This window comes from Chromobacterium sp. W521, from assembly GCF_052805975.1.
On sequence record NZ_JBRBAF010000004.1, the window covers coordinates 283501 to 309644 of the forward strand.

Below are 26144 nucleotides of genomic sequence, written 5' to 3' on the forward strand. Positions count from 1 at the left end.
ATCAGCCTTTCCGACGGGTTTGGAAAAACGCCGTCAATGGTTGCACGCAGGCCTCCGCCTGCTGCTTGCCGAACACCGCGGCGTGATGATTGAGACGGCTGTCTGCGAAAACGTCCAGCACGCTGCCGGCGGCGCCGGTCTTGGCGTCCGGCGCTCCATAAATCACCCGAGCGATGCGGGCGTGCATGATGGCGCCGCTGCACATCAGGCAAGGTTCCAGCGTCACGTATAGATCGCAGCCGTCCAGGCGGTAATTGCCCAGCTGGCCGGCCGCATCGCGCATGGCCATGATTTCTGCGTGGGCGCTGGGGTCATGCCGGCCTATAGGTTGATTGTAGCCGCGTCCAATCACTTCGCCTTGTCGGACAACCACTGCGCCCACAGGAATCTCGCCTTCCTGGCCGGCCTGGGCGGCCAGTTCCAGGGCTTGGGTCAGATGGAGGGCGATTTCGGTGTCGGACGGCGGCGCGGCCACGGGCGGGTGCGCGGCGAGTTGTCGCAGCAAGGCGTCTTTGGCCTCGTCCCCAAGCTGGTTCCAATGAATGCCGCGGCAGGCGGCTTCCAGCGCGAACAGCAGTTTGCGGGTGGCGGTGTGCCCGCGGCTTTTCAATTGCAAGAAAGCCAAGACGGGGCCCCGTTGCCGCAGGGTGTCGGCGTCGATAATGCCGATTTCGGCGAGCCAGGCGATGGCCGCGGGCGGCAGAGGAGGCGAGGTCAGCGGCGAGCTGATCGCGATGGTCTTGGCGGACGGGAGGGGTTTGTCTTGCATGATGTCGATTTTAGCGTAAAGAAATCCCTTTCACGGCCGATAGAATGTCATAACCATAGGTTTTTTCTTATATGCCCGTGATAAAGCCCTATTCCGCCTCCTATACGCCGTCCCAACCCAAGTCATCGGCCGGCCGCGCCGCGGCAGCTTCTTTCGCCGAATCCGCTGCGGCCCAGGCGGCCTCCCCAACAGCTTCCTTGCCGGCCAGTCCGGCGCAACAGGCGCGTCAGCAGCTGCAATCTTCTTTGCAGCAAAGCTTGGGCAAATTCATGCAGCAACTGAAAGTGACTTTGCGACCATTGCCCAAGCGTTCGCCCGAAGTGGATGGCATGCAAAAGGAGATGTTGAAGAAGAAGGTGGACATGCTGCTGAAGATGGCGCAGATGGCGGGCCGAGACAAGGCCAGCCTGAAAGCGCTGGCGGGGGAACTGGCCCGCGCGGTTAAGGAGCTGAAACAGTTAGTGGCCAGCATGACGCAAAACGCAGCCGATTCCATGATGTCGGTGAGCGTAGGCGGCGACGCGGAGGCGGCAAGCGCGGCCGCCTCGGATGCGGCGGTGCCCGAACCGGCGGATGCCGGCGGAGACGCGTCCGGCGCCGCGGCCCAGGTTCAGGCTCAAGCCGCCGCCGCCGAGGATGAGACGCGGCAGGCTAAGGACGGGGCGGGGGAAGCGTCCTCGGCCGCAGGAGCGCGAGGCGACGCGGCTGCCGCCAACGGCGACAAGAACGCAGGGGGCGTGGCTCGCGACGATGGCGCCGCGCCGCGGACGGGGGGCGGTAATCCGCTTTCCGGCGGCAATCCGGTGGCGGGAGACCCGGTGATCCAGGACATCATGATGAAGCTGAAGCAGCTGCAAAACTGGCTCAAGCAGCAGACGCGCCAGCTGCAAGCGGATCAGGAACTTCGGAAGATGATCAAGGAGATGGACAAGGACATGGAGGGCATCGAGAAGATGCTGGCGACTGGAGAAATAGCGGAGAACGGAGAGATGGACGTTCAGGTCCACGTTGAGGCGGAGGCCGGCGCGGGCGTGAACGTCCAGGCTTGATCAGCGGCTGCGCCAGAGCCGGCGTCCCAGTTGCCATAGCGCCCATAGCCGCGCGCCGGTGCCAAGCCAGGATTGCAGTCGTCCGCCGGGCGGCAGCAGGCTGCCGAGCGTGGCCAGAATCTTGCCGAGGCCGCGCTGCCGGCTCCAGGCCTTCAAACCTTCCCCGGCGGCGCCTAGAGGATGGCGCCGCAGAGTATCCAACTCCAGGCGCAGTTTGACTCTGAGCGCTTCGCCCTTCATCACCAGCAACTGTTTCTTGATGGCGCGGTCCCTTGGGTTCACGGAGCGTCTCCTCCACCCAGGGCCGCCCAGTCCTTGCGCACTTCTTCCAAGGTGGTGGCGAAGGCCGGTCCTTGGTCGCGAAGACGTCGGCGCAAGCTGAAGCCCAGCCAGGCGCCGGCGCCGCAGAACGACAGTGCGCAGACGGCGAGGACCCAAGCGCGCAGAGTCGGCGGAGTCAGCGTCCAGACCAGCAGCAGTCCGGCCGTCAGGCCTACGGCGATGAGAATCAGCGCCAGCATGCCGGTGAACAGGCTGCCGATGATGTCGTCTTTCAGTTCCTGGGCTTCAAGCGACAGCAACTCCGCTCGGGTCAGCAGCAGGGAAGCCACCCCGCCGGCGAAGGAGCGCAGGCTGCCGGGACGGGGTGGGGATGGGCGTTGCGGCATGCCTTAGCGGCGGGAAACCAGCATGCCCAGCAGGAAGGCGACGCCAGCGGCGATGCCGATCGATTTCCAAGGGTTTTCATGCACGTATTGATCTGTCGCCTTGGCGGCGACCTTGGCCTTGCCGACCACCACTTGTTCGGCATCCAGCAACTTGGCCTTGGCCACTTTCAGTTTTTCGCTGACGCGCTGGCGGATTTCCTTGCTTTTCTGGCTGCCGTCGTCCAGCGAGGCGTCGATCAGCTCTTCGGTGCTGACCAGAACCTGGCGCACGTCATCCAGTAATTGTTCTTTTTCCTTGGCGATTGCAGCGGCATTGGACATAAAGATCTCCTGGTGAAAATGAATGGGAACTCCGCGATGGCACGGCTCTCGCGGTGCAGCAATCAAGCTGACTACCATCAACCTATCAGGCTGGGCCAGTGACGTCAAACACTGGATTTGACCGATTTCGACTGCGTCAAATCCGGCTATAGGCTGCGTTTTCCCAATGTGGAACGCTAGGCGCGCGGAAGCGGCTGGCCGCGAACAGGCCGACGCCGCCCATGGCCAGGCCGAACCAGGCGGAGACCCAGGGGCTCCAGGGTGCGGCGGCGATCAGCAGCAGCGGCGCGGCGCTGGCCCATAGCGAATAGGCGATGTTGTAGGTGACGGCGATGCCGGACACGCGGATATCCGCGGGGAACAGGCTGATCATCGCCGAAGGCACCACGCCGACGATGCCGCAGCATAAGCCGGCGATGGCGTAGGCGACGCCGGGCCAGCGCCAGCCGCCGATCAGGCTGGCGTAGAGCAGGCCAACGCCCACGGGTAGCAACAGACTGTAGAGGATCAGGCTGTGCAAAGGGCCGACACGGTCTGTAACGCGGCCGGCGATCACGCAGCCGATGTTCAGAAACACGATGCCGAGGCTGCCTAGCGCGAAGGCATCCTTGGCCGACCAGGCGAAGTGTTGCTGCAGCAAGGTGGGCGTTACCACGACCGGGATTATTACAGCGGAGGTCAGCACGCAGGTCAGCAGCGCGGCCGGCAGCAGCGTGCTCCGGTGAGAGCGCAGCACTTCCAACAGCGGGTAGGCGCGTTCCTGTCGCTGAGAGCGCAGGGACAGGAATACCGGTGTTTCATTCAGCCAGCGGCGCAGCCAGACACCGAACAGGCCCAGCGGGCCGCCGAGCAAGAACGGAATGCGCCAAGCGTAATCCTGCATTTGCTGCGGGCTGAAGATTTCGGCCAGCAGGGTGGCGGTGAGCGCGCCCAGCAGGTAGCCCATGGTCAGGCCGGCCTGCAGCAGGCCCAACGCGTAGCCGCGGTGGCGGGCCGGAGCGTGCTCGGCGACAAAAGTCCAGGCGCTGGGCACTTCGCCGCCCACCGCCGCGCCTTGCAGCAGTCGCAGGCATAAGAGCAGCAGCGGCGCGAGATAACCGATCTGGGCGTAGGTGGGCAGCAGGCCGATCAGCAGACAGGGACCGGCCATCATCAGCATGCTGAGGCTGAACATCCGTTTGCGGCCCAGGCGGTCCGCAAAGTGGGCCATCAGCATGCCGCCCAGCGGGCGAGCCAGATAGCCAGTGGCGAAAATGCCGAAGGTTTGCAGCAAGCGCAGCCATTCCGGCATTTGCGGCGGGAAGAACAGGTGGCTGAGCGTGGCGGCGAAGAAGGCAAAGACGATGAAGTCGTAGATTTCGAGCGCGCCACCCAATGCGGCCAGTCCCAGGGTGCGGTAGTCGGTGCGTGAAAGTGCGGCGGCAGGCGTGGAGATGGCGTTCATGAGGGTTCGGGGGCGACGGCGGAGGAGGGGCTGGGGTCGGATTCAATGCACGCCGACGGTGGCTAGTCGGGGGGCTCGGATCTGCTTAAGGCAATGCGAATATGGCGATATGGCAAACATGCCGCCAGTTTAGCGCGTGTCGGGAAATGTGGCGATAGTCAATTGCATTTTAACGGCATAAATGACACCGGACATGGACAAGAAAAAACCCCGGCGCTGGGCCGGGGTTGATAGAAAGGCGCTTATTCCCACTCGATGGTGGCCGGCGGCTTGCCGGACACGTCGTAAACCACGCGGTTGATGCCCTTCACCTCATTGATGATGCGGTTGGACGCGCGGCCCAGCAGGCTGTAAGGCAGTTCCGCCCAGTGGGCGGTCATGAAGTCGCTGGTGACCACGGCGCGCAGCGCGACGACATAATCGTAAGTGCGGCCGTCGCCCATTACGCCAACGGATTTCACCGGCAGGAACACGGCGAAGGCCTGGCTGGTCAGCTCGTACCAGTTCTTGCCGGTTTTCTCGTCCATGGTATTGCGCAGTTCTTCGATGAAGATGGCATCGGCCTGGCGCAGCAGGTCGGCGTATTCTTTCTTCACTTCGCCAAGGATGCGCACGCCAAGGCCCGGGCCCGGGAAGGGGTGACGGTAGACCATGTCGTGCGGCAGGCCGAGCGCGACGCCCAACTGGCGAACTTCGTCCTTGAACAGCTCGCGCAGCGGCTCCAGCAGCTTGAGGTTCATGTCTTCCGGCAGGCCGCCCACATTGTGGTGGCTCTTGATGGTGTGGGCTTTCTTGGTCTTGGCGCCGGCGGATTCGATCACATCCGGGTAGATAGTGCCTTGAGCCAGCCATTTGGCGTTGGTCAGCTTGCCGGATTCGCGGTCGAACACCTCAATGAATTCCGCGCCGATGATCTTGCGCTTCTTCTCCGGATCGCTTTCGCCGGCGAGCTTGCTCATGAAGTCGGCTTCCGCCTGCACATGCACTACTTTCACGCCCAGGTTCTGCGCGAACATTTCCATCACCATCTTGCCTTCATTCAGGCGTAGCAGGCCGTGATCCACGAAAACGCAGGTCAGCTGATTGCCGATGGCGCGGTGGATCAGCGCGGCTGCCACGGAGGAGTCTACGCCGCCGGACAGGCCGAGGATGACTTCTTCGTCGCCCACTTGTTCGCGGATTTTTTTCACCGCTTCGTCGATGTAGTTGGGCATGGTCCAACTGGGTTTGCAGCCCGCTACGTGCAGCACAAAGCGGTGGATCATCTCGGTGCCGCGTTTGGTATGGGTCACTTCCGGATGGAACTGTACGCCGTAGAAGCCGCGGGCTTCGTCCGCCATCGCAGCATACGGGCAGGACGGGGTTTCGGCGATCACCTGGAAGCCGGCCGGCAGCGCGGTCACCTTGTCGCCGTGGCTCATCCATACGTCGAGGAAGCCGTTGCCGGCGTCGTCGATCTGATCCTGCAGGCCTTCCAGCAGCTTGGAGTGGTGGCGCGCCTTGATCTGGGCGTAGCCGAACTCGCGCTTGTCGCCGCTTTCCACCTTGCCGCCCAGGGTCTGGGCCATGAACTGCATGCCGTAGCAGATGCCCAGCACGGGAACGCCGAGTTCGAATAGCGCCGGATCTGCCTGGTAGTCGGATTCGTACACCGAGTTCGGGCCGCCGGAGAGGATGATGGCTTTGGGCGCGAATGCGCGGATTTCTTCAAGCGGCATGTCAAATGAATGAAGCTCACAGTAAACGTGAGCTTCGCGTACGCGGCGGGCAATCAGCTGGGTGACCTGAGAGCCGAAATCGAGAATGAGGACTTTGTCCATGCCTATCCTTCAGGAAATGTTGTGGGCCGTGCGGCCATGATGATTGAGAGTGTGTCGCAGGAGGTTGAGCGCGCGGCGGCGCGGGCCTGCTTTCATTGTTCGCCGTCCCTCGACGGCAGCCGGAATCTGCGGCTGCGTTCCGGTATATGCTCGCTGCGGGCCAGCAGCATCAGCAGGCCGGCGACGATCATGCCGAAGGACAGCAGATGGCTGGGGCGCAGGCCCAGGTTGTCGTAGAGATAGATCGCGCCGCCGGCGTAGACCAGCAGCGGGCTGGTGACCAGGGTGGATTTGTTGAAGCCGTCCACGATGAACAACAAGACTCCGGCGGCGGCCAGAAGCAAGGCGAGCAGGGTGGATGTGTTGGGCAGCAGCGAGGTGCTTTTCAGAAACCAGACCGATCCCAGGCAAATCAGCACGATGGGCAAGGCCGCGCTGCGGTTCATCAGGCGGCTCCACGCTGGTTTTTCATGAAGCGCTGTTTCTCGCGCTGCCATTCGCGGTCTTTTTCAGTGTCGCGCTTGTCGTGCAGCTTTTTGCCTTTGGCCAGCCCCACTTCCGCCTTGATGTTGCCGCGGGTGTAGTGGAGGTCCAGCGCCATCATGGTGTAGCCGGCGCGTTCCACCTTGCCGATGAAGCGGTTGATCTGTTCTTGGGACAGCAACAGCTTGCGCGGACGAACCGGGTCGGCTTTGACGTGGGTGGACGCGGATTGCAGCGGCGTGATGTGGCAGCCGATCAGCCAGAACGCGCCGTTTTTCCAATCCACGTAGCTTTCCTTCAGTTGGACGCGGCCGGCGCGGATGGCCTTGACCTCCCAACCTTCCAGCACGAGCCCGGCTTCGAGCTTTTCCTCGATGAAGTAGTCGTGGAAGGCCTTGCGGTTCTGGATGATGCTCATGTCGCCTACGGGATGTTTTTTGAATGAATCCTCTATTGTATCAGAAGCAGCCGGCTTGCCAAAGCCATGAAAACACAGCGCTTTGACGCGAAGCCGGGATGAGGCCGGGTAGGGCGCGCCGGATTTTGTTAAACTTGCGGTTTTTACCGATGCTGACAATTTCCCGGCCAGGGATGGGGCAGCGGAGACGATAAGCGAGCGATGGATGCAGGTGGTTGAAAAAAGCGTGTTGGTGGCGCATACGCCGGCGCAGATGTTTGCGCTGGTGGATGATATCGAGCATTACAGCCGGTTCCTGCCCTGGTGCGGCAAGGCCGAGGTGTTGTCGCGCGAGGGCGATCAGGTGGTGGCCAGCTTGCACATCGATTATCTGAAAGTGAAGCAGCATTTCACCACTCGCAACACCAATCAAGCGGGCGAGGCCATTCTGATGGAGTTGGTGGATGGTCCGTTCGAGCATTTGGAGGGGCGCTGGCGTTTCCTGCCTTTGGGCGAGATCGGCTGCAAGGTGGAGTTCCGGCTCAGCTATCAGTTTTCCAGCAAGATACTGGAAATGATCATCGGCCCTGTGTTCGGACATATTTCCGGCACGCTGGTGGACGCCTTCATCAAGGAAGCGGACAAGGTGTACGGTGATGACTGAAGTTTTGCAGGTGGAAGTGGCGTTGGCATTGCCCGAGCGTCAGGAGCTGGTGGTTTTGCGGGTGGCGCCGGGCACAACGGCGCGCCAGGCGGTGGAGCTGTCCGGCCTGCTGGCGCGCGTCCCTGAATGGGCGCCTGAGAGCTTGAAGCTGGGCGTATTCGGCAAGGCGGTCAAGGACGACGTGCCGCTGCGCGAGCATGACAGGGTGGAGATTTACCGACCCTTGATCGCGGACCCCAAGACGGTGCGGCGTCAACGCGCCGAGGCTGGAAAACAGATGAAAAAAGGCGGCGGGAACTAGCCGCCGCCGAGAGGATGTCCGAGCGCTGTTTATAGCTGGGGCGACATCAGTGAGGGTGGCTGCTCCTCCGCCGAGTGCACGCGGTTCTTGCCGTTGAGTTTGGCTTGATACATTGCCTGGTCGGCGCGCTCCAGCACGTCGGCTTCTTGTTCGCCCAAATGCCATTTGGCGACGCCGGCGCTGAAGGTGATCAGCAGGCGGTCGTTGTTGGCCAAGAAAAACGTTTTGGTTAGTTCGCGCTGCAGCCGCTGCACGGTGGCGACGGCTTCTTCTTCCGGCGTGTCCGGCATCAGGATCACGAATTCCTCACCGCCGAAGCGGGCGACGATGTCGGCTGGACGCAGGCTGTGCTTGATCGTGTCCACCAAGTATTTCAAGGCATCGTCGCCGGCTAGGTGGCCGTATTTGTCGTTCAGTTGCTTGAAGTTGTCCACGTCGAGCAGGGCGACCGACAGTGGCGCGCCGGTGCGCTCCGCGCGGCTGATTTCGCGCTGGAAATGCTCAGCCAGGCCGCGGCGGTTGAAAGCGCCGGTCAACTGATCTTCGCGCACCTTGGCACTGGCGGCTTCCAGCGCGGTTTCCAGTTCGGCGATTCTTTGTTCGGCGGCTTCCACTTGCTCCTTGGCGGACAGCAGCTCATCGCGGGAGCGAGTCAGGTCCAGTTGCATCAGCGAGGTATCTTCCATCAAGGAGCCGATGATGCTGCCCAGTTCCTCGACGTTCTGCGACTGTTTGATGCGAGTGCTGTGGTCCTTGATCTTGTTCTGGAAGTCGTCGGTACTGTCCGTCATCATCGCCAGCCGCGAGATGAAGCGGTCCAGCAAGGAGCGCAGCGAGCTTGCCGCCTCGTCCAGCGAGGTTTTCAGTTGGCCTTGCTTGCGGATTACGTCCTTGAGGCTGGACTCCATCTGGTAGACCTGCTGCATGGACAGCGGCTCATGGCTAAGGATGTCTTGCAGCGAATGAACCTGCCCCACCAGGTAGGTGTCCGTGTGGTTGAGCTCGGCGATGTTTTCCAGCAGCAGGCGCAGCAGATTGGTCATCGCGGACACCAAGCGGTCGTCTTGCTGCGATTGCAGCTCCAGCTTGATCATGAAGGCCCGCAGCTTGGGCATGTAGGCGTTGAGCGTGGCGTCGTCGGCCACCTGATTCAGTTCGCCCAGCAGCGCCTCCAGCGCATCCACCAATTCCGGGTAATTGATCAGGCGCGGCTCCAGGCCGTGCTTAAGGGCGAAGCTTAGCGTGCGCTGCCAGGCCAGCCAGCTGTTGCTGGGCGCGTCGGCCCCGTCTTCATCGAGGCCGGCTGCCGGAGCGGGGGTGTCGGAGCTTGCCGCGCCGTTGCCATTGGACGGGGGCATGGACTGGGTCCAGTTCTGAATCAGCGTGGCCAGTTTCTGGTTCAGTTCGTCCGGCTGGTTGCCGTAATTGATCAGCACTCGTTCCAGCGTGGACTGCTTGTGGTGCTGCGGCATATTGGGGAGCCGCAGGTCCCAGTTTCGGATCAGATTTTGGATCAGCATGCCCCAGCTGTGTTGTTGCTGGCTGGCGCTGAGAGAGGCGCGCAGAAAGTCGATGATCAGTTGCGGGGCTTGTTCCCAGCGATTTTCGTCGCAGACTTGCTTGAGGCGGGTAAGAGTGACTTTGGCCTGCACGCTTTCCTGGGGCAGGGTTTCCAGTGCGCGCAGCAGCAACACGGCAAGCTTGTTGTCGCGGTCGACCGGCGTTTGCGTCAACTCGTGATAGACCCGCTCAAAGTTTTCCGGCGTCGGCAACAGCTTGCGCACCGTCAGCTGTTTGAGCGTTTCTCGTGCGACTTCGATGGGGTTTTGTGTTGTCATTGCCCAAACCTTGGACTTTTTTAGACCGGACGTCATTCTTGTTGTCTGTTCAGCTCTACAGTGCGGTCCGGGCGGATATTTAGCGAGGCGTTGGCTTCACCGGATCCAGCAATTGGAAAAAAACTTCACCATTCCGAATCATGCCAAGTTCATTGCGGGCTCTCTCCTCAATGGCGTCCGTCCCCTGTTTTAAGTCACGCACTTCCGCGTCCAGCGCGGCGTTGCGGGCCACCAGCTTTTGGGTGGTCGCCCGCTGTTCCTGTAGTTGCTTGTCCAGCTGCCAGACTCTGAGCCAGCTACCTTTTCCAAACCACAACGGCCATTGCAGGGCCAGTATTACTGTCACCAGAGTCAGGGTCAGCCAGCGCATACGATTACTTCAGGTGGTAAAAGGCAGCTTTGCCCGGGTAGTAGGCCGCATCGCCCAGTTCTTCTTCGATGCGCAGCAACTGATTGTATTTAGCCATGCGGTCGGAGCGGGACAGCGAGCCGGTTTTGATCTGCATGCAGTTGGTGGCAACGGCCAGATCCGCGATGGTGCTGTCTTCGGTTTCGCCGGAGCGATGGCTCATAACGCTGGTATAGCGGGAACGCTTCGCGAGATCAACCGCTTTCAGCGTTTCCGACAGCGTGCCGATCTGGTTGACCTTGACCAGCAGCGAGTTGGCGAGGCCGCCTTCGATGCCCTTGGCCAGAATCTTGGGGTTGGTGACGAACAAGTCGTCGCCGACGATCTGCACGCGGGAGCCCAGGCGCTCGGTCAGCAGCTTCCAGCCGTCCCAGTCATGCTCGCTCATGCCGTCTTCGATCGACAGAATCGGGTAGTTGTTGACCAGGGTTTCCAAGTAATCGGCGAACTGCTCAGAAGTGAGCTGCAGGCCTTCTGCGGTCAGGTGGTACTTGCCGTCCTTGTAGAACTCGGAGGAGGCGCAGTCCAGCGCCAGCATCACGTCCTGGCCGGCCACGTAGCCGGCGGCGTCGATGGCTTCCAGGATCAGTTTGATCGCGTCTTCATGGCTCTTCAGGTTGGGCGCGAAGCCGCCTTCGTCGCCCACGGTGGTGGCGTAGCCTTTTTGATCGCAAATCTTCTTCAGGCTGTGGAAGATTTCGGCGCCACAGCGCAGCGCTTCGCGGAAGGTTTGCGCGCCCACCGGCATGATCATGAATTCCTGGATGTCCAGGGTGTTGTTGGCGTGAGCGCCGCCGTTGATGACGTTCATCATCGGAACCGGCAGGGCCATCGGACCGGCGCCGCCCAGGTAGCGGTACAGCGGCAGGCCTGCGTCTTCGGCTGCGGCGCGGGCCACCGCCATGGACACGGCCAGCAGCGCGTTGGCGCCAAGGCGGGATTTGGTTTCGGTGCCGTCCAGTTCGATCAGGGTCTTGTCGATGAAGGCCTGGTCGCTGGCGTCGAGGCCGATGATGGCTTCGCAGATTTCAGTGTTGATGTTTTCCACCGCCTTCAACACGCCCTTGCCCAGATAGCGGCTTTTGTCGCCGTCGCGCAGTTCCAGCGCTTCTTTTTCGCCGGTGGAGGCGCCGCTGGGCACCGCCGCGCGGCCCATGACGCCGGACTCCAGCAATACGTCTGCTTCCACGGTCGGATTGCCGCGCGAATCCAGAATCTCACGAGCTACCACATCGATGATCGAACTCATTTACATTTCCTTCAAAGGCTGGTTGTGTTCGGGCGGAGGGCAAGCAACCGGCCGGAGCCGGTTGCGATCTGCGCCTGCCGGTTTACAGGGTGTGTTCCGGCCAGGGATTGTGCTTGACTAACTCGTCCAGCGCCTTGAGCGTAGTCAGCAGTTCCTTCATGCGCGGCAAGGGCCAGGCATTGGGGCCGTCGGACATTGCGCAGGCCGGGTCCGGATGGGTTTCCATGAAGATGCCGGCGATGCCGGACGCCACCGCGGCGCGCGCCAGCACCGGCACGAATTCGCGCTGGCCGCCGGAAGAAGTCCCTTGGCCGCCGGGCAGCTGCACCGAGTGGGTGGCGTCGTAAACCACCGGGCACTGGGTGTCGCGCATGATCATCAGCGAACGCATGTCGGATACGAGATTGTTGTAGCCGAAAGATACGCCGCGCTCGCAGGCCATGAAGCTGTCCGGTTCGAGGTTGGCCTCTTGCGCGGCGGCGCGGGCCTTGTCGATCACGTTCTTCATGTCGCCAGGAGCCAGGAACTGGCCCTTCTTGATGTTCACCGGCTTGCCGCACTGGGCGACGGCGCGGATGAAGTCGGTTTGGCGGCACAGAAAGGCGGGTGTTTGCAGCACGTCGACCACGCTGGCGACTTGCACGATTTCATTTTCGCTGTGCACATCGGTCAGCACGGGCACGCCGATCTGACGTTTCACTTCCGAGAGGATGCGCAGGCCTTCATCGATGCCGAAGCCGCGGAAGGAAGAGCCGGAGGAACGGTTGGCCTTGTCGTAGCTCGATTTGTAGATGAAGTTGATGCCCAGCTCTGCGGTGATTTCCTTGAGCTGACCCGCGGTATCCAGCGCCATCTGTTCGCTCTCGATCACGCAGGGACCCGCGATCAGGAACAGCGGCTGGTTGAGGCCGACTTCGAATCCGCACAGTTTCATGCCTTGGGTCCTTGCTTGTCCGCTTGGTATTGCAGCGCCGCTTTCACGTAGGAGATGAACAGCGGGTGGCCGTCGCGCGGAGTCGAGGTGAATTCCGGGTGGAACTGGCAGGCGAAGAACCAGCGGTGGTTCGCCAGCTCGATGGTTTCGACCAGCTTCTCATGGCCTGCGGAGCGGCCGCTGATGGTCAGGCCGGCCTGTTCCAAGCGCGGAATATAGTAATTGTTGACTTCGTAGCGGTGGCGATGGCGCTCTACGATCTCACCGCAGCCGTAGATCTTGGCCGCCAGGGACTCCGGGAGCAGGTCACATTGCTGGCCGCCCAGGCGCATGGTGCCGCCCAGGTTGGAGTTTTCGTCGCGCTTTTCTACCTTGCCGTCGTGGTTGACCCATTCGTCGATCAGCGCCACCACGGGGAAGTTGGTGTCGAGGTCGAACTCCGTGGAGTTGGCGCCGGCCATGCCTGCCACGTCGCGGGCGTATTCGATCAGCGCGATCTGCATGCCCAGGCAGATGCCCATGTAGGGAATATCGTTTTCGCGGGCGAATTTCACCGCTTTGATCTTGCCTTCCACGCCGCGCTTGCCAAAGCCGCCCGGCACCAGAATGGCGTCCATGTCCTTCAGCGAATCGGCGCCGTCGCGCTCGATTTCCTCGGAGTCGACGTAGATGATGTTGACGTTGGTGCGGGTGTGGATGCCGGCGTGCTTCAGCGCTTCGGTCAGCGACTTGTAGGACTCAGTCAAGTCAACGTATTTGCCGACCATGGCGATGTTGATGCTGTGGTCCGGGTGCTCGATCGCGTCGATGATGCGGCCCCATACCGACAGATCCGCCTTGGGCAGGTCCAGCTGCAGCTGCTCGGCGATGATCTCGTCGATGCCCTGGTTGTGGAGCATGGCCGGCACTTTGTAGATGGAGTCGGAGTCGTAACAGCCGATAACGGCGTTTTCTTCCACGTTGCAGAATAGCGCGATCTTGCGTTTTTCGTCTTCCGGCAGTTCGCGGTCCATCCGGCAGAGCAGGATGTCCGGCTGAATGCCGATCTCGCGCAATTCTTTTACCGAGTGCTGGGTCGGTTTGGTCTTGATCTCGCCGGCGGTGGCGATGTAAGGCACATAGGACAGGTGCACGTACAGGGTGTTCTTGCGGCCCAAATTGGAGCGCATCTGGCGGATGGCCTCCAGGAACGGCAGCGATTCGATGTCGCCCACGGTGCCGCCGATCTCGACGATGGCGACGTCCGCGTCGGCCGCGCCTTCGTGCATCTTCAGCTTGATTTCGTCGGTGATGTGCGGGATCACTTGCACGGTGCCGCCCAGGTAGTCGCCGCGGCGCTCCTTGGTGATCACGGACTCGTATACCTGGCCGGTGGTGAAGTTGTTGCTTTTCTTCATCTTCGCGTGGATGAAGCGCTCGTAGTGGCCCAGATCAAGGTCGGTTTCCGCGCCGTCTTCGGTGACGAACACCTCGCCATGCTGGAAAGGGCTCATTGTGCCCGGATCGACGTTGATGTAGGGGTCGAGCTTCAGCATGGTGACTTTCAGCCCGCGAGACTCGAGGATGGCGGCGATGGACGCAGCGGCAATGCCCTTACCCAGGGAGGACACCACACCGCCGGTTACGAAGATGTACTTGGTCATGAGATTACGGCTCTATGGGAATCCGGGATTCTACCCTGAAATCGTTGCGATTTGAATCGCTTCGAACCATGTTGTTGCAAGTCGCGCCGACACCCCGAGCCGCCGCCGGTCGCGTCGCGCGGCTTGGCAAAGAAGTGCTCGCATCTCTGTGGCGAATACGGTACAATTGCCGCCGACTGTTTCATACACGATCGCGCCCATGCAGTAAAAGGGTGCGTTTTCTGCTTGAGTGTCTGGCTTTATCTATGATATAAAGCCAGCTTTTACCGGTTTTGGGAGTGTTTAACATGGCGCGTGTTTGCAAAGTCACCGGCAAGCGTCCGATGACCGGGAACAATGTTTCCCACGCCAACAATAAGACTAAACGTCGTTTCCTGCCCAACCTGCAATATCGCAAGTTCTGGGTTGAGAGCGAAAACCGCTGGGTGCGTCTGCGCGTATCCAACGCGGCACTGCGTACCATCGACAAGGTTGGCATCGATGTAGTGCTGGCTGATCTGCGCGCTCGCGGCGAGATCTGATTGCGGTCAACCAGAAAGCTACTGAGGTAATAACATGCGCGATAAAATCAAGCTTGAGTCCACTGCTGGCACCGGCCATTTCTACACGACTACGAAGAACAAGCGTACGATGCCGGAAAAAATGGAGATCAAGAAATTTGATCCCGTTGCTCGCAAACACGTTCTGTACAAAGAAACCAAGCTGAAATAAGCCGGTTTCCGCGGGAACGCGAAAGTAAAGAGCCCTTCTCTGGTGCACGGAGAAGGGTTTTTTCTTTATGGTTCGGGACTAAAAAACCCCGTCAAGCATGCTTGGCGGGGTTTTGCGTTTAATCGGCGCTTAGGCGGCTGAAAGTCTTTTTGGCGAATACCAAGTCTTGCCAGGCTTTTTGTTTGTCCGGCTGATTGCGCAACAGGTAGGCCGGGTGATAGCTGACGATCAAAGGGATGTCCTGGTAGCTGTGCAGCTTGCCGCGCAATTGACCAATGCCTTTTTCTGTTTGCAGCAGAGTTTGGGCGGCAAAACGGCCAAGCGCCAGAATCAATGTGGGCTGGATGTGTTGAATTTGCTGGATCAGATAGTTCTGACAGGAGGCAATTTCATCGCCGCTAGGATTGCGGTTGCCCGGCGGGCGGCATTTGAGCACGTTGGCGATATATACATCGCGGTCGCGGTCCAGTCCGGTCGCGCTCAGCATATTGTCCAGCAACTGGCCGGCGCGGCCGACGAAGGGCTGGCCTTGTCTGTCCTCTTGTTCGCCCGGCGCTTCGCCGATCAACAGCCAGCGCGCCTGCTTGTTGCCGCGACCGAAAACGGTTTGAGTGCGCGTTTGGCAAAGGCGGCAGTCGCGGCAGTCGCGTACCGCGCGTTCGAGCGCGTCCCACTCTAGCAAAGGCGAGGTGTGGACTTGAGGCGCGGGAGACGCGACGGGCGGGACGATGTCGGCTGCAGGCGAGGGGGCAAGCAGTACGGCCGGCTGGGCCGGCGTGACGGCGTCCTCGCGCGGCGGCGCCAGGCACTCCTCCGGCACCATATCGGTTTCCAACAGTGTTTCCGGTGGACGGCTTAGCGCCGCAGGATGCTGCTCGAACCAACCGGGGCGAGCTTCCCAGGATGGGCCTAGTCCTATCACGCTTTGAATCAGCGCGGCGCGGTTCATAGCGTGGTCTCCATCAGGACCGCGTCTTCGCGGCCGTCAGCGCAGGGGTAGTAGTTCTTGCGTCTGCCGTTTTCAATGAAACCTTGGCTTGCGTACAGGCTGCGGGCAACGGCGTTGCCGGCCCGTACTTCCAGGAATAGGCGCCGTGCACCGCTTGCGGCCAGAGTGGCGCTTAGTTCTCGCAGTAGTTGTTTGCCCAAGCCCTGGCCTTGCCATTGTGGGTCTATCACGATGTTGAGCAGTTCCGCTTCGTCCAGCACGCTCTGGGTAACGGCGAAGCCTTGTAGCTGGTTCGAGGCGAACAGGCCGTGAAACTGGTGACCGCAGCGCACGGAGTCCTGGTATTGGGCGGCGGACCAGCCGTGCGCGCAGGCGCGGCTCTCTAGCTCGGCCAGCTGCCTCGCGTCGTCAGGCAGGAAGGTGCGGTAGTCCGGGGTCATTTCTGGCGCGCCTGCTGCTGTTCCTGTGCGGTCAGGGCGACTTTATTGCGCACGTACAGCAGTTCCGCTTCACGCGGGTGAGTTTGCGGATAACGGCCGCTGCGCGCCATGGAGAAGTAGGCGACGGCGTTGGGCAGCAGATCCGCGCGGACAATAGCGGCGCCGGCATTGTCTTGCAGACCGGGATAGCGTTCAAAGCCGTCGCCTGCGGCAATATCAACTCGCTCCGGCCAAAGCACGGCTTCCGGCGCGCCGACGCTTATCGGGTCCAGCCGTTCCGGCGCGGCGCCTTCGGCGACTCGATAGCAGGCGCTGTAAACCTGCTGCATCCTGGCGTCGAGACAGACCAGCACCGTGCCAGCGCCGGCTTGTTGAGCGACGTTGTCCAGCGTGGGAATGCCGATGACGGGAATGCCGGCGGAGAAAGCCAGCCCTTGAGCCAGGCCGCAGGCGATGCGCAGGCCGGTGAAGGAGCCGGGGCCCTGGCCGAAGGCGATGGCGTCGAGTTGCTCCAGGCGCAGTTCCGCCTGTTCCAACAGGCGAGCCAATTCCGGCAGCGCGCGTTCCGCGTGCTTTTGCTCGATTTTCTCGTGGAAGGAGAAAATACGCGAGCCGTTGTCAATGGCTAGGGATAGAAACGAGGTGGAACAATCAATGGCAAGCAATTTCATCGGGGAATTCGGTCTCAAGCTTAAGCGCGTACTGCAAGACTGCGAATTATAAGCCGAGTTCTTCCACCCAGGCGAGCGCGGAGACATGGGCCTGGTTGAACTGTTCGCTGCTGAGGTTCAATTGGGCGCAGAGTTCTGGCACGCCGGTGAGTTGGCCGTCCTCGCAGGCTTTGACCAGTTTGAGGAAGCGGCTCATCGTGCCTTTTTCGTGCAACAAGGCTTCGGTGATGGTTTCCGGCAGCTGCAGGTGCTCGATGATGTTGGCCATCGGCATGTCGAACAGCACGTCCAACAGGCTGAACATGCCGATGATGAACAGATTGTCGCAGGTGTCGTGGCGCTCGCCGTGGGCTTTGCCCAGCAACTCCATGAAGCGGCCGCGCGTGACGGCGGTTTTTTGCAGCGCCGGGGGCGCGTGGCCTTCCTCGGAGGCGGTGACCAGCAGCAGAGTCAGCCAGCGGTAGAGCTTTTGGTATCCCAGCACGGTGACGGCGTGGGAGAAGGAGCTGATGCTGGTGTTCAGGCCGGCGGCGGCGGAGTTGACGTAGCGCAGCAGCTTGTAAGACAGGGCCAGGTCGCGTTTGAGAACCTGCTCGACGTCGCGGATGTCGGCGTCCAGCCGCAGCAGGTTGAGCAGCTCCAGGGTGTTGCGAAAAGATGGGTGGATGACCTTGGCGGACAGCGTTTCCGGCTGGGCGAAGTAGAAGCCCTGAAAACCGTCCATGCCCAGTTCCTTGCATAGATGGAACTGAGCGTGGGTTTCCACGCGTTCGGCGATGCGGATCACCGGATAGCTGCGCAAGCGCGACGCCAGCATCTGGAAGCGGTTGGTGTCTTGGTGCTGGATGTCCAGCTTGACGTAGTTGGCCAGTTCCAGAAAGGCCGCAGCCGGCGATTCGAAGCTGAAGTCGTCCAGAGAAATGCCGAAACCCAGCGAGCGAAGGTGCCGCGCGCGCGACAGCAGTTCGTTGGAGGGCACGATGCGCGGCGAGATGTCGAGAATGACGCGGCGCGGCGGCAGCAGCTCAAGAAACTCGCTGCTGAGCATGGCTTCGCCGATGTTGATGAAGGCCAGCTTGCTGCCGATCAGCCAACTGGTGCCCATATTGTTGAGGGTGTTGACCAGCACCTGAGTGTCGGCTTGCAGTTCTGTATGCTTGCCGACGCCTGAGGCCTCGCCGCTGGGACGAAAAAGCAGCTCATAGCCAATGAGCTGCTGGTTGCGGTTGAGAACGGCCTGCCTGCCTATGAAGGCGCTCGTCGAGGTCATTGTCCCGGTATGCCTTTGCTCAGGTGGCGATCAGGTCCGTGGATCGGGTGACGCTGTTGTTGGCCTCGCTGGAGGAAAGCAGATCTTCCATGTCGAGAACCAGTACGACGGAGCCGTCGCCGGACAGGGTGGCGCCTGCCACGCCTTTCGGACGAATGTTCTGCAGCGGCTTGATCACTACGTCGTCGCGGCCGACGAAGGAGTCGATCGCCAGGATGAAGGACTTTTCCGCGGACTGCATCAATACGCCGAAGTAGGGCTTTTGCGTTGGCTCCCAGCCCAGCAGGCCGGCCAGGGTTTTCAGCGGAAGGATTTCGTCGCGCACCACGATGGTGGGTTTGCCGGACACTTCCTGGATCGCGTTCGGGTCGATGGTGATGATTTCGCGCACCATCGCCAGAGGCACGGCGAACGGTTGGTTGCAGGCGCGCACCACCAGCACCGGCAGGATGGCCAGCGTCAGCGGCAGCGAGATGCTGATGCGGGTGCCTTCGCCCGGCACCGAATTGATGTCGATGCGGCCGTTCAGCTTCTGGATGTTGGTGCGGACCACGTCCATGCCCACGCCGCGGCCGGACACGCTGGAAATCTGGTCCTTGGTGGAGAAGCCGGGCAGGAAAATCAGCTGCAGGCACTGCTTCTCATCCAGGGAGTTGGCGCTTTCCTGGTCGATCAGGCCTTTTTCGATCGCCTTGCGGCGCAGGGCGTCGGCATTCATGCCTTTGCCGTCGTCGGTGATCTCGATCAGGATGTGATCGCCCACTTGCTCCGCGGTCAGTTGCACCAGAGCCTGAGGCTTCTTGCCGGCGGCGATGCGGTCTTCAGGCTGTTCGATGCCGTGATCCACGGCGTTGCGCACCAAGTGGACCAGAGGATCGTTCAAATCCTCGATCATGGTCTTGTCCAGCTCGGTTTCTTCGCCGGAAAGCACCAGCTCGACTTCCTTGCCCAACTGACGGGCGAGGTCGCGCGCCAAGCGCGGATATTTCTGGAACAGGCGGCCAATCGGCTGCATGCGGGTTTTCATCACCGCGTTCTGCAGATCTCCCACCAGCAGGTCCAATTGGCTGATCGCCTCGTCCAGCGAGCGCAGTGTGTTGGTGTCGCGGTTGCCTTGCAGGATCTCGGTGCGCAGCGTGGTCAGGCGGTTCTTGGTCAGGCCGATTTCACCGGACAGGTTAAGCACCATGTCTAGACGCACGGTATCGATGCGGATGGTGTTTTCCTGGGGGCCGCTGCTGCTGGGCGCACTGGCGGCCGGTTTGTTCTGAGCCGGCTTGGCCGCCGGTTTAGCCGCCGGGGCGGCTGCTACCGGGGCGGCGGCAACCGGGGCCGGTGGCGCAGCGGGAGCCGCCGCCTGGGGGGCGGGCGCAGCCGTCGGGGCGGCGGGCGCGCCGCCGGGGGAGACGGCTTGATAGAGCTGATTCCAGTCCGGGCCTTGACCGTTGCCTGCGGGCTGCGGCGCGGCCGCAGCGGCCGGGGCTGGCGTTGCAACCGGAGCAGGGGCTGCCGCTGGGGCGGGTTCGGCCGCCGCGGTATCTTCGGACAGCGCTTCGCCTGCCAGTGCCGCGTCCAAAGCCGCCAGGATGCGCGGATCGGCTTCGCTGGGCATCAGGCCCTGGCCCATGGTGCCGAACATGTCGCGCACGATGCCCGTGGCGTCAAGAATCACGTCCATGATGCCGGCGGTGATGTGCAGTTGGCCGTTGCGGAGTTTGTCGAACAAGTTTTCGGTGCGATGGCATAGATTGATCATCGGGCCGACGTTGAGAAAGCCGGCGCCGCCCTTGATGGTGTGGAAGCCTCTGAAAATGTCGTTCAGCAGTGCCTTGTCTTCCGGACGCTTTTCCAGTTCGACCAGTTTATTGTCTACATCGGAAAGGAGATCCGTAGACTCCATCAAGAAGTCTTGCAGCAGCTCTTCCATGCCGGCGAATTCGCTCATTTTCCACTCCCGCCACGCCTTGCTCGCGTGCTCTGTTCTGCGTGTTGTTCGTTAGAAGCCCAGGCTTTCCAGCAGGTCGTCGACCTGTTGCTGGCTGCTGACCACATCGGTGCGCCCTTCCGGATTGATCACGGGGCCGTTCAGCAGATTGGTGCCCATGCCCAGCTCTTCTTTTTTCGCCTCTGGCGAGAACTCGATCAGGAAATTGACCAGCTCGCTTTCCAGCAGCTTGACCATGCCCATCATCTTTTTGATGACTTGGCCGGTCAGATCCTGAAAGTCCTGCGCCATGACGATTTCCAGCAACTGTGTGCTGGTGGCCTGAGTCTGGGCCGGCACTTCATTTAAGTAGGTGCGCGTGTCGGCTGCAAGTTGCTGGAACTCTTCCACGGTCAACAGGTTGGCGTACAGCCGTTCCCAGCGCGAGGACAATTCCAGCGCCTTGCTTTCCAGCTGGTCCTGATACGGTTTGGCCAGGTCAGTGGCGTTGAGCACGCGTTCGGCGGAATTTTCCGTCAGGGTGGCGATGTAAGTCAGCCTGTCCTTGGCATCCGGAATCGCGTCCGCCATTTTTTCCAGAGATTTGTCGTAGCCTAGATCGCGTAGCGCATCATGCATTTTGCGGGTTAACTGACCAATTTGTTCGTACATCGAGGTAGGACTGCCGGCAGTCCCGGCTGGCTGCGGAGAGGCCGCCGCGGCTTCCGACGCGGCGGGTTCCGGCTCCGGAGGGGCGCTCTGTTGCATCGAGATGCTGTCGAACAGGGCCTCAAGCTCCGGGTTATCCCCGCTTTCCATGATGTGATTGGACACGGTAAATCCTCCTCAATACTGACGCAGACCGTTTTTTTTCGGCACTCAGGCTGGTTTATTCATGTTCTGGAAGATCTTGCTCATTTTCTCTTCCATGGTGGCGGCAGTGAAAGGCTTCACGATGTAACCGCTGGCTCCGGCCATGGCCGCTTCAATGATGTTTTCGCGTTTGGCTTCCGCGGTAATCATCATGAAGGGCAGGTGTTTGAGCTGGGCGTCGGCACGAACCGCCTTGAGCAGTTCGATGCCGGTCATATTGGGCATGTTCCAGTCGGAAACGATGAAGTCGAAATGCTGAGTCTTCAACTTGTGCAGCGCAACCATGCCGTCTTCGGCTTCGTCGACATTGGTGAATCCTAGCTCTTTCAAAAGGTTGCGCACGATTCTCCGCATCGTGGAGAAGTCGTCTACGACTAGGAAGCGAATATTCTTGTCTGCCATTGAGGTGTGTCCTGATTTATCTGAAATTCATCGAGCCGCATATTGTAGCGACTACCTCTGCAGGAATGGAATCAAAGTTTCGGCCAGCACGCCGGGGTCAAACTTGGCGACATAGGCGTCCACGCCCACGCTGGAGCCCATCGCGCGGTTGGCGTTGGAGGACAGCGAGGAGTGCATCACGACCGGGATGCCGCGGAAGCGCTGATCGGATTTGATCAGCTTGGTCAGCACATAGCCGTCCATTTCCGGCATTTCGGCGTCCACGAGGATGATCTTCAGGTGGTCGTGCAGGCACTCGTCCTCGCCGAAGTTGCGGTTGGCCAGCGTTTGTAGCCGGTCCCATGCCTCGCGGCCGTTGGTGGCCTGCTGGAATTTGATGCCCATCTTTTCCAGCACGCCGGTGATTTCCTTGCGGGCCACGACAGAGTCGTCGACGAAGAAAATGTACTGATCGTTTTCCAGCTGGGCGGTGGGCACGTCGGGCAGACGCGGCTCGCCGACCACGCTGGCCAGGATTTGCTCCACGTCCAGGATGGATACCAGCTTGCCGTTTTCCAGTTCGGTAATCGCGGTGATCAGATTCTGATTGGTGCCGCTGGCCGCCATCATGTTTTCCGGCGCGCGCACCTTGTCCCAGTCCACGCGGATGATGCGGTCCACCGAGTCAACCAGGAAGGCCTGGGTGCTCTTGTTGAATTCGGTGACGATCATGGTTTCGTAGCTGCGGGTCTGGTCGGCGCCGATGAATTTGCCAAGCGAAATGACCGGGATGATGTTGCCGCGCAGCGACAGCACGCCTTCCACGCCAAAAGGCATGTTCGGCGTTTTGGTGATGGCGGGCGTCTGCGACACCTCGCGCACTTTGAAAACGTTGATGCCGAAGGTTTCCCGCGTTCCAAGCGAAAACAGCAGGATTTCCATTTTGTTGGAACCCGCCAGTTTGGTCCTGGCGTCAACGCTTGCAAGCAAGGAGGCGTCTGTGGCTGCCATATCTGTCCCTCTCCCTTAATGCTTTTGCTTACTTGATCTTAGTCTTTGGGTTCCAGATTCAGCATCTGGCGCAGTTTCATCGACAGTTTCTGCGGTTCGAATTTGGCGACGTAAGAATCAACGCCTACTGATTCGCCCAGTTTCTGATTCGAGGAACCGGAAAGGGAGGAGTGCATCAACACCGGAATGCCGTTGAAACGCGGATCGCTCTTGATCATCTTGGTCAGCATATAGCCGTCCATTTCCGGCATTTCCACGTCGGTCAGCACCAGGTGCAGCGAATCCGACAGCTTCTTGCCGGCCAGGTCGGCCTGGTTGGCCATTTTCTGCAATTCTTCCCATCCGCGCATGCCGTTGATGGCGGAGGTGTACTGGATGTTCATCGCTTCCAGCGTGCGCTCGATCTGTTTGCGGGCCACGGCGGAGTCATCGGCGAAGAAGATCCGGCGCGGTTCCTTGACCGGCTCGATGCCGAGGAAGGTGTGGCCGTCGTCGATGATGGTGGTTTCCGCCAGCACTTTTTCCACGTCCATCATCATCACCAGCGTGCCGTTGTCCAGTTCGGTGACGGCGGTCACCAGGCCGGCCATGCGGTTGGTGATCATTTCCGGCGGCACGCGCATTGCGGACCAGTCCAGACGCAGGATGGTGTCCACCGCTTCCACCAGGAAGCCCTGGGTGTGGGCGTTGTACTCGGTGACGATCATGATTTCCGGCTTGTTGCTGGTCACGACGCCGGTGTATTTGGCCAAGTCGATGACCGGTACCAGCGCGCCGCGCAGGCTGACCATGCCTTCCACGGAGGAGGGCATTTCAGGGGCGGAGGTGATTTCCGGCGTGCGCATGACTTCGCGCACTTTGAACACGTTGATCCCGAAGATTTCCTTGCGCCCCGTGCGCTGATCCTGGCCCAACGAGAACAGCAGGATTTCCAGCTTGTTGGTGCCGGCCAGTTTCGTCCTGGCGTCGATTTTTTTGAGAAGCTCTGACACAGAAACCTCCGCTGCATTCTTTTGAAGTGGCGTACTACTACCCTTTATACGCCAGATATCGGTTTTGCCCGGTTTTTTTTGCTGAGCCTCATGCCAGATAACAGGTTGGCTCAGCGATACCCATTCATTATCATACTGTTTAAGTGGTTTTTACAAATAACTCGCAAGCGATTCGGCATATGGTTTCAAGCCTCAAAGATCAGCAGCAACTAGAAGCCGCGTTCGAGCAATTCAATGCGGTATCCGGCCAACTTATTGATGCATATAGACAACTTGAGAGCCAAGTGACAGTTCTCAATGCGCAATTGGACGAAGCCAATAATCAGCTGCGCAAACAGCGGGACGAGAACGCGATGCTGGCCGAGCGCTTGGGTTTGCTGCTGGAGGCGCTGCCCGCGGGCGTGGTCCAAGTCTCGGCCGAAGGCGTGGTCACGGCGGTGAATCCCGCGGCCAGCCGGATGCTAAACGGTTGTTCTGTAGGCGCTTTATGGCGGGACATGCTAGCGGGGCTGTCGCGTTCGGAACTGGACGACACCTATTGCCATCGGCATGGAGAGCCGGGTTTGGTGTTGACGATGCAATGCCAGGACCTGCCATCTGTCGGAGGGCAGATTGTGCTTATTCACGATGTATCTCGTTTGCATCAATTGACCGGAGAATTGGCCCGTCAGCAGAAGTTGGCGTCCATGGGAGGCATGGCGGCGGCATTGGCGCATCAGCTGCGCACGCCCTTGGCCACGGCGATGTTGTATACGGCGAATCTGAAGCAGGATATTCCGCGGGCCGAGGACCGCGCCCGTTTCGTCGACAAGAGCCTGGCGCGGATGCGGGCGCTGGAGAGTTTGATCCAGAACATGCTGAGTTTTGTCCGCGGTCAGGTAACGACGCTGGAGCCTTTGGATCTGGAAGGGCTGCTGGAGGATTTGCGCGCGGTCATGCAACCACAATGTCATGAAAAAGGCGTGCTTTTTGATTGCAATGTGGTGGTGTCATCTGCCATAAAGGTCTTGGTGGACCGCAAAGCCTTGCAGGGGGCCTTGGTGAATCTGTTGGAGAACGCCTGGCACTTCTCCGCAAGCGGGGATGTGGTGCGATTATCGGTGGAGGAAGGTGAGACCGCTTTACTGTTTCGGGTGGAGGACTCGGGCCCCGGGTTCAATCCGGAGGAGTTGGAGAAGATGTTCGAACCGTTCTTCACAACCCGCCCCGGCGGTACAGGCTTGGGCTTGGCCATCGTCAAGAAAGTGGTGGACGAGCTGGGCGGACAAGTGCGTTGTTTCAACAAGGGGGAGGGCGGAGCCTGTTTCGAGCTTAGCCTTCCGATGATGCAACCGTGATGGATGTGCCGTTTATTCAGAAGAAAGCCGAGGACGCCGGATGAGACCCATTGTCAAAGTAGAGGGCAGAGTTGGGAAGATGATCCTGATCGGACAGTTCGATTTCAACCTGCACCGGGAATTCCGTCAGGCCAGCCAGGAGCTGCTGGACAATCCGGAGGTGCAAGAGATTGAGATTGATTTCGATCAGGTTCCGTTTCTGGATAGTTCCGCGCTTGGAATGTTGCTGTTGCTGAAGGAGCGTGCGGCTGGGCAGAAAAAGAGCATGACCTTGATCAATTGTCGCGAGGCGGTGATGCAGGTGTTCGAAATCGCCTGCTTCAACAAGATGTTCACCATTAAGTAAGTTCAAGCATTGGAGCGTCTGTGCGCATCCGGGCCTGGTTGTCCGCTGATGCCGAGGCACGGGTTCGTGGCGATCCTTGGTTGTCAGCGCTGGATTGGTGGTTTTGCGGTGGCGCCGACTTTGCAGTGGGCGGCAGGCAGGACCTTTGGCTGACGAATCTGGCGGACGCTCCCGCCGAACTGTTCGAGCAGTGGGAGGGCGACAAGCCCTTGTGGGTGTTTTCGTCAGGGCGTCCTGCGCCCTGGCTGGCCACGCCCAATATTCACTTTCTGCGCGGGGACTTCGACGCGGACTTGCTGCGCAGCCGGCTGTTGGCCTGGCATTGGCAGCAACATGCGTTGTGCCCGTGTTTATTCGGAGCGGCGGCGTTCGACATCATCAACGGCGCCATGTCTCTGTATCGTCCGTCGAAACAGGCTACGGTCCGCTCGTTTCCCTTGGAGGTGTCCGTCAAGCCGGTAGAGGCGGTGGGCGGCGATGTTGTGCTGCGCGCGGATTTGCCGGAACGAACCTTGCTGATCCTTGGGGACGCGTCCGGTCACGGGCAAGGATCCGCCCTGGACGCCGCGCTGCTGGCGCTGGGGGTGTCGCGGGTGCTGTTGGGGCAGCCTTTGTCCTTGTCGGCGTTGCGCGAACTCAATGCCTTCATGCATCGTCATGTGGCCGACGGGCGCTACGTTGGCAGCGCGTTGCTGGAGATTGACTGGGGCGCTCGCGAGGTGCGGCTGGTCAATGCCGGCATGCCGGATATCTTGCTGTTTCTATCCACCAGGCTTGAGCGTCGTTTTCCCTCCATGTGCAGCCCGCTGGGCTTGCGCGCCGACATCGAGTTGCAGCCGCCTCTGGCGCTGCCCTGGGCGGAGGGTCAGCACTTCCTGGCGCACAGCGATGGCATGGAGGAATCGGATCTGCCATACCTGCTATCGCGTCTGCTGCGCTTGTCCAGCGTTTCCCCGGCCGATGCGTACGGCTATGGCCCCTTGCCGTCAATTCCGCTAGGCTTCAGCAGCCCATACAATGACGACATGTCGTCACTGGCTTTCGCGGTGCCGTCGTCGGCGTCTCCGGGGCCGGTTTAACGACGTTTCTCGGCCGCATGCGTTGACGCCGTGCGGATTCAGGCTTGAATCGGCGGGCTTTTTAGTTGATCACTCATTCATATCTGCGCGAATTTCAGCGCTTGGGCGAATCGGTTGTCTCGCGGGTGCGGAACGAGACGACGAGCGAGCAAGGTAAAGAATGGAAAATGG

30 protein-coding genes are annotated in these 26144 nt (G+C 60.5%); 8 read left to right on the forward strand and 22 right to left on the reverse strand.

The features are described 5' to 3' along the window. Nucleotide 1: 1 nt before the first annotated feature. A complete protein-coding gene (tadA, locus tag ACUXV1_RS07900) occupies nucleotides 2-769 on the reverse strand; it encodes a tRNA adenosine(34) deaminase TadA (RefSeq protein ID WP_446014871.1) in 768 nt (255 codons plus the stop codon). Nucleotides 770-840: 71 nt separating this feature from the next. Between tadA and ACUXV1_RS07905 the strand changes: the two genes are divergently transcribed. After that, nucleotides 841-1818, forward strand: a complete 978-nt coding sequence (locus ACUXV1_RS07905) for a hypothetical protein (RefSeq protein WP_203390368.1) — start codon at nucleotides 841-843, stop codon at nucleotides 1816-1818. On the opposite strand, the gene ACUXV1_RS07910 is transcribed toward ACUXV1_RS07905, so the two are convergent. The 7 genes from ACUXV1_RS07910 to smpB all read right to left on the reverse strand — a co-directional run bounded on the left by ACUXV1_RS07910 (nucleotide 1819) and on the right by smpB (nucleotide 6972). Next, nucleotides 1819-2100: a hypothetical protein gene (locus tag ACUXV1_RS07910; protein ID WP_019103536.1), complete on the reverse strand. Its 282-nt coding sequence runs from the start codon at nucleotides 2098-2100 to the stop codon at nucleotides 1819-1821. Further along, nucleotides 2097-2486, reverse strand: coding sequence for a phage holin family protein (locus ACUXV1_RS07915; RefSeq protein ID WP_081554271.1), 390 nt, complete (start codon nucleotides 2484-2486; stop codon nucleotides 2097-2099). The genes ACUXV1_RS07910 and ACUXV1_RS07915 overlap by 4 nt, the downstream gene beginning before the upstream one ends. A gap of 3 nt (nucleotides 2487-2489) precedes the next feature. Then, nucleotides 2490-2807, reverse strand: a complete 318-nt coding sequence (locus ACUXV1_RS07920) for a DUF883 family protein (protein WP_019103538.1) — start codon at nucleotides 2805-2807, stop codon at nucleotides 2490-2492. 136 nt (nucleotides 2808-2943) lie between these two features. Continuing rightward, on the reverse strand, nucleotides 2944-4251 hold the full coding sequence (locus ACUXV1_RS07925) for an MFS transporter (protein ID WP_019103539.1): 1308 nt from the start codon (nucleotides 4249-4251) through the stop codon (nucleotides 2944-2946). A gap of 242 nt (nucleotides 4252-4493) precedes the next feature. Continuing rightward, the gene (guaA, locus tag ACUXV1_RS07930) at nucleotides 4494-6077 is read right to left on the reverse strand and encodes a glutamine-hydrolyzing GMP synthase (protein ID WP_446014925.1); all 1584 of its coding nucleotides are present in this window, start codon (nucleotides 6075-6077) and stop codon (nucleotides 4494-4496) included. An 86-nt stretch (nucleotides 6078-6163) separates the two neighbouring features. After that, on the reverse strand, nucleotides 6164-6517 hold the full coding sequence (locus tag ACUXV1_RS07935) for a hypothetical protein (RefSeq protein ID WP_019103541.1): 354 nt from the start codon (nucleotides 6515-6517) through the stop codon (nucleotides 6164-6166). Continuing rightward, nucleotides 6517-6972 (reverse strand): SsrA-binding protein SmpB, encoded by a 456-nt coding sequence (gene smpB / locus ACUXV1_RS07940; RefSeq protein WP_019103542.1) that lies wholly within the window; start codon nucleotides 6970-6972, stop codon nucleotides 6517-6519. The genes ACUXV1_RS07935 and smpB overlap by 1 nt, the downstream gene beginning before the upstream one ends. A gap of 205 nt (nucleotides 6973-7177) precedes the next feature. On the opposite strand from smpB, the gene ACUXV1_RS07945 reads away from it, so the two are divergent. Then, nucleotides 7178-7615, forward strand: coding sequence for a type II toxin-antitoxin system RatA family toxin (locus ACUXV1_RS07945; protein WP_019103543.1), 438 nt, complete (start codon nucleotides 7178-7180; stop codon nucleotides 7613-7615). Next, on the forward strand, nucleotides 7608-7916 hold the full coding sequence (locus tag ACUXV1_RS07950) for an RnfH family protein (protein ID WP_446014873.1): 309 nt from the start codon (nucleotides 7608-7610) through the stop codon (nucleotides 7914-7916). Before ACUXV1_RS07945 ends, ACUXV1_RS07950 begins: the two co-directional genes overlap by 8 nt. 29 nt (nucleotides 7917-7945) lie before the next feature. Here ACUXV1_RS07950 and ACUXV1_RS07955 read toward each other — a convergent pair whose 3' ends face one another. The 5 genes from ACUXV1_RS07955 to ACUXV1_RS07975 all read right to left on the reverse strand — a co-directional run bounded on the left by ACUXV1_RS07955 (nucleotide 7946) and on the right by ACUXV1_RS07975 (nucleotide 13989). Next, on the reverse strand, nucleotides 7946-9754 hold the full coding sequence (locus ACUXV1_RS07955) for a GGDEF domain-containing protein (RefSeq protein WP_043635977.1): 1809 nt from the start codon (nucleotides 9752-9754) through the stop codon (nucleotides 7946-7948). A 79-nt stretch (nucleotides 9755-9833) separates the two neighbouring features. Beyond that, nucleotides 9834-10124: a cell division protein FtsB gene (ftsB, locus tag ACUXV1_RS07960; RefSeq protein WP_019103546.1), complete on the reverse strand. Its 291-nt coding sequence runs from the start codon at nucleotides 10122-10124 to the stop codon at nucleotides 9834-9836. 4 nt (nucleotides 10125-10128) lie between these two features. Next, nucleotides 10129-11412 carry a phosphopyruvate hydratase gene (eno, locus tag ACUXV1_RS07965; RefSeq protein WP_043635974.1) on the reverse strand — a complete coding sequence of 428 codons (1284 nt, stop codon included), beginning with the start codon at nucleotides 11410-11412 and terminating at the stop codon, nucleotides 10129-10131. 82 nt (nucleotides 11413-11494) lie between these two features. Next, nucleotides 11495-12346, reverse strand: coding sequence for a 3-deoxy-8-phosphooctulonate synthase (gene kdsA, locus ACUXV1_RS07970; protein ID WP_043635969.1), 852 nt, complete (start codon nucleotides 12344-12346; stop codon nucleotides 11495-11497). Further along, a complete protein-coding gene (locus tag ACUXV1_RS07975) occupies nucleotides 12343-13989 on the reverse strand; it encodes a CTP synthase (protein ID WP_043635965.1) in 1647 nt (548 codons plus the stop codon). The genes kdsA and ACUXV1_RS07975 overlap by 4 nt, the downstream gene beginning before the upstream one ends. 287 nt (nucleotides 13990-14276) lie before the next feature. Between ACUXV1_RS07975 and rpmB the strand changes: the two genes are divergently transcribed. Beyond that, complete coding sequence (rpmB, locus tag ACUXV1_RS07980) at nucleotides 14277-14510, forward strand: 50S ribosomal protein L28 (protein ID WP_011137003.1); 234 nt, start codon at nucleotides 14277-14279, stop codon at nucleotides 14508-14510. A 34-nt stretch (nucleotides 14511-14544) separates the two neighbouring features. Then, nucleotides 14545-14700, forward strand: a complete 156-nt coding sequence (gene rpmG, locus ACUXV1_RS07985; protein ID WP_017506994.1) for a 50S ribosomal protein L33 — start codon at nucleotides 14545-14547, stop codon at nucleotides 14698-14700. Between the two features lie 118 nt (nucleotides 14701-14818). Here rpmG and ACUXV1_RS07990 read toward each other — a convergent pair whose 3' ends face one another. From ACUXV1_RS07990 to ACUXV1_RS08030, 9 genes are read right to left on the reverse strand one after another with little or no spacing between them, the layout of a single operon-like run. Continuing rightward, nucleotides 14819-15649, reverse strand: a complete 831-nt coding sequence (locus ACUXV1_RS07990) for a uracil-DNA glycosylase (protein WP_446014876.1) — start codon at nucleotides 15647-15649, stop codon at nucleotides 14819-14821. Beyond that, nucleotides 15646-16089 carry a ribosomal protein S18-alanine N-acetyltransferase gene (gene rimI, locus ACUXV1_RS07995; RefSeq protein ID WP_446014877.1) on the reverse strand — a complete coding sequence of 148 codons (444 nt, stop codon included), beginning with the start codon at nucleotides 16087-16089 and terminating at the stop codon, nucleotides 15646-15648. Before rimI ends, ACUXV1_RS07990 begins: the two co-directional genes overlap by 4 nt. Next, nucleotides 16086-16760 (reverse strand): tRNA (adenosine(37)-N6)-threonylcarbamoyltransferase complex dimerization subunit type 1 TsaB, encoded by a 675-nt coding sequence (gene tsaB, locus ACUXV1_RS08000; RefSeq protein ID WP_446014878.1) that lies wholly within the window; start codon nucleotides 16758-16760, stop codon nucleotides 16086-16088. The genes rimI and tsaB overlap by 4 nt, the downstream gene beginning before the upstream one ends. 46 nt (nucleotides 16761-16806) lie before the next feature. Next, on the reverse strand, nucleotides 16807-18030 hold the full coding sequence (locus ACUXV1_RS08005; RefSeq protein WP_043635948.1) for an EAL and HDOD domain-containing protein: 1224 nt from the start codon (nucleotides 18028-18030) through the stop codon (nucleotides 16807-16809). A 19-nt stretch (nucleotides 18031-18049) separates the two neighbouring features. Continuing rightward, nucleotides 18050-19975: a chemotaxis protein CheA gene (locus ACUXV1_RS08010; RefSeq protein WP_446014879.1), complete on the reverse strand. Its 1926-nt coding sequence runs from the start codon at nucleotides 19973-19975 to the stop codon at nucleotides 18050-18052. 51 nt (nucleotides 19976-20026) lie between these two features. Then, a complete protein-coding gene (cheZ, locus tag ACUXV1_RS08015) occupies nucleotides 20027-20788 on the reverse strand; it encodes a protein phosphatase CheZ (RefSeq protein WP_043635944.1) in 762 nt (253 codons plus the stop codon). A 45-nt stretch (nucleotides 20789-20833) separates the two neighbouring features. Next, nucleotides 20834-21229 (reverse strand): chemotaxis response regulator CheY, encoded by a 396-nt coding sequence (cheY, locus tag ACUXV1_RS08020; protein ID WP_019103157.1) that lies wholly within the window; start codon nucleotides 21227-21229, stop codon nucleotides 20834-20836. Nucleotides 21230-21280: 51 nt separating this feature from the next. Continuing rightward, nucleotides 21281-22219 (reverse strand): chemotaxis protein, encoded by a 939-nt coding sequence (locus ACUXV1_RS08025; protein WP_043635942.1) that lies wholly within the window; start codon nucleotides 22217-22219, stop codon nucleotides 21281-21283. 38 nt (nucleotides 22220-22257) lie between these two features. Next, entirely contained in the window at nucleotides 22258-23211 is a 954-nt protein-coding gene (locus ACUXV1_RS08030; protein ID WP_019103159.1) for a chemotaxis protein, read from the reverse strand. Nucleotides 23212-23495: 284 nt separating this feature from the next. Between ACUXV1_RS08030 and ACUXV1_RS08035 the strand changes: the two genes are divergently transcribed. From ACUXV1_RS08035 to ACUXV1_RS08045, 3 genes are read left to right on the forward strand one after another with little or no spacing between them, the layout of a single operon-like run. Next, nucleotides 23496-24548: a sensor histidine kinase gene (locus ACUXV1_RS08035; protein WP_240315031.1), complete on the forward strand. Its 1053-nt coding sequence runs from the start codon at nucleotides 23496-23498 to the stop codon at nucleotides 24546-24548. A 40-nt stretch (nucleotides 24549-24588) separates the two neighbouring features. Further along, on the forward strand, nucleotides 24589-24894 hold the full coding sequence (locus ACUXV1_RS08040) for an STAS domain-containing protein (protein WP_039754785.1): 306 nt from the start codon (nucleotides 24589-24591) through the stop codon (nucleotides 24892-24894). A 20-nt stretch (nucleotides 24895-24914) separates the two neighbouring features. Next, nucleotides 24915-25973, forward strand: a complete 1059-nt coding sequence (locus ACUXV1_RS08045) for a SpoIIE family protein phosphatase (protein WP_156038915.1) — start codon at nucleotides 24915-24917, stop codon at nucleotides 25971-25973. Nucleotides 25974-26144 lie beyond the last annotated feature (171 nt).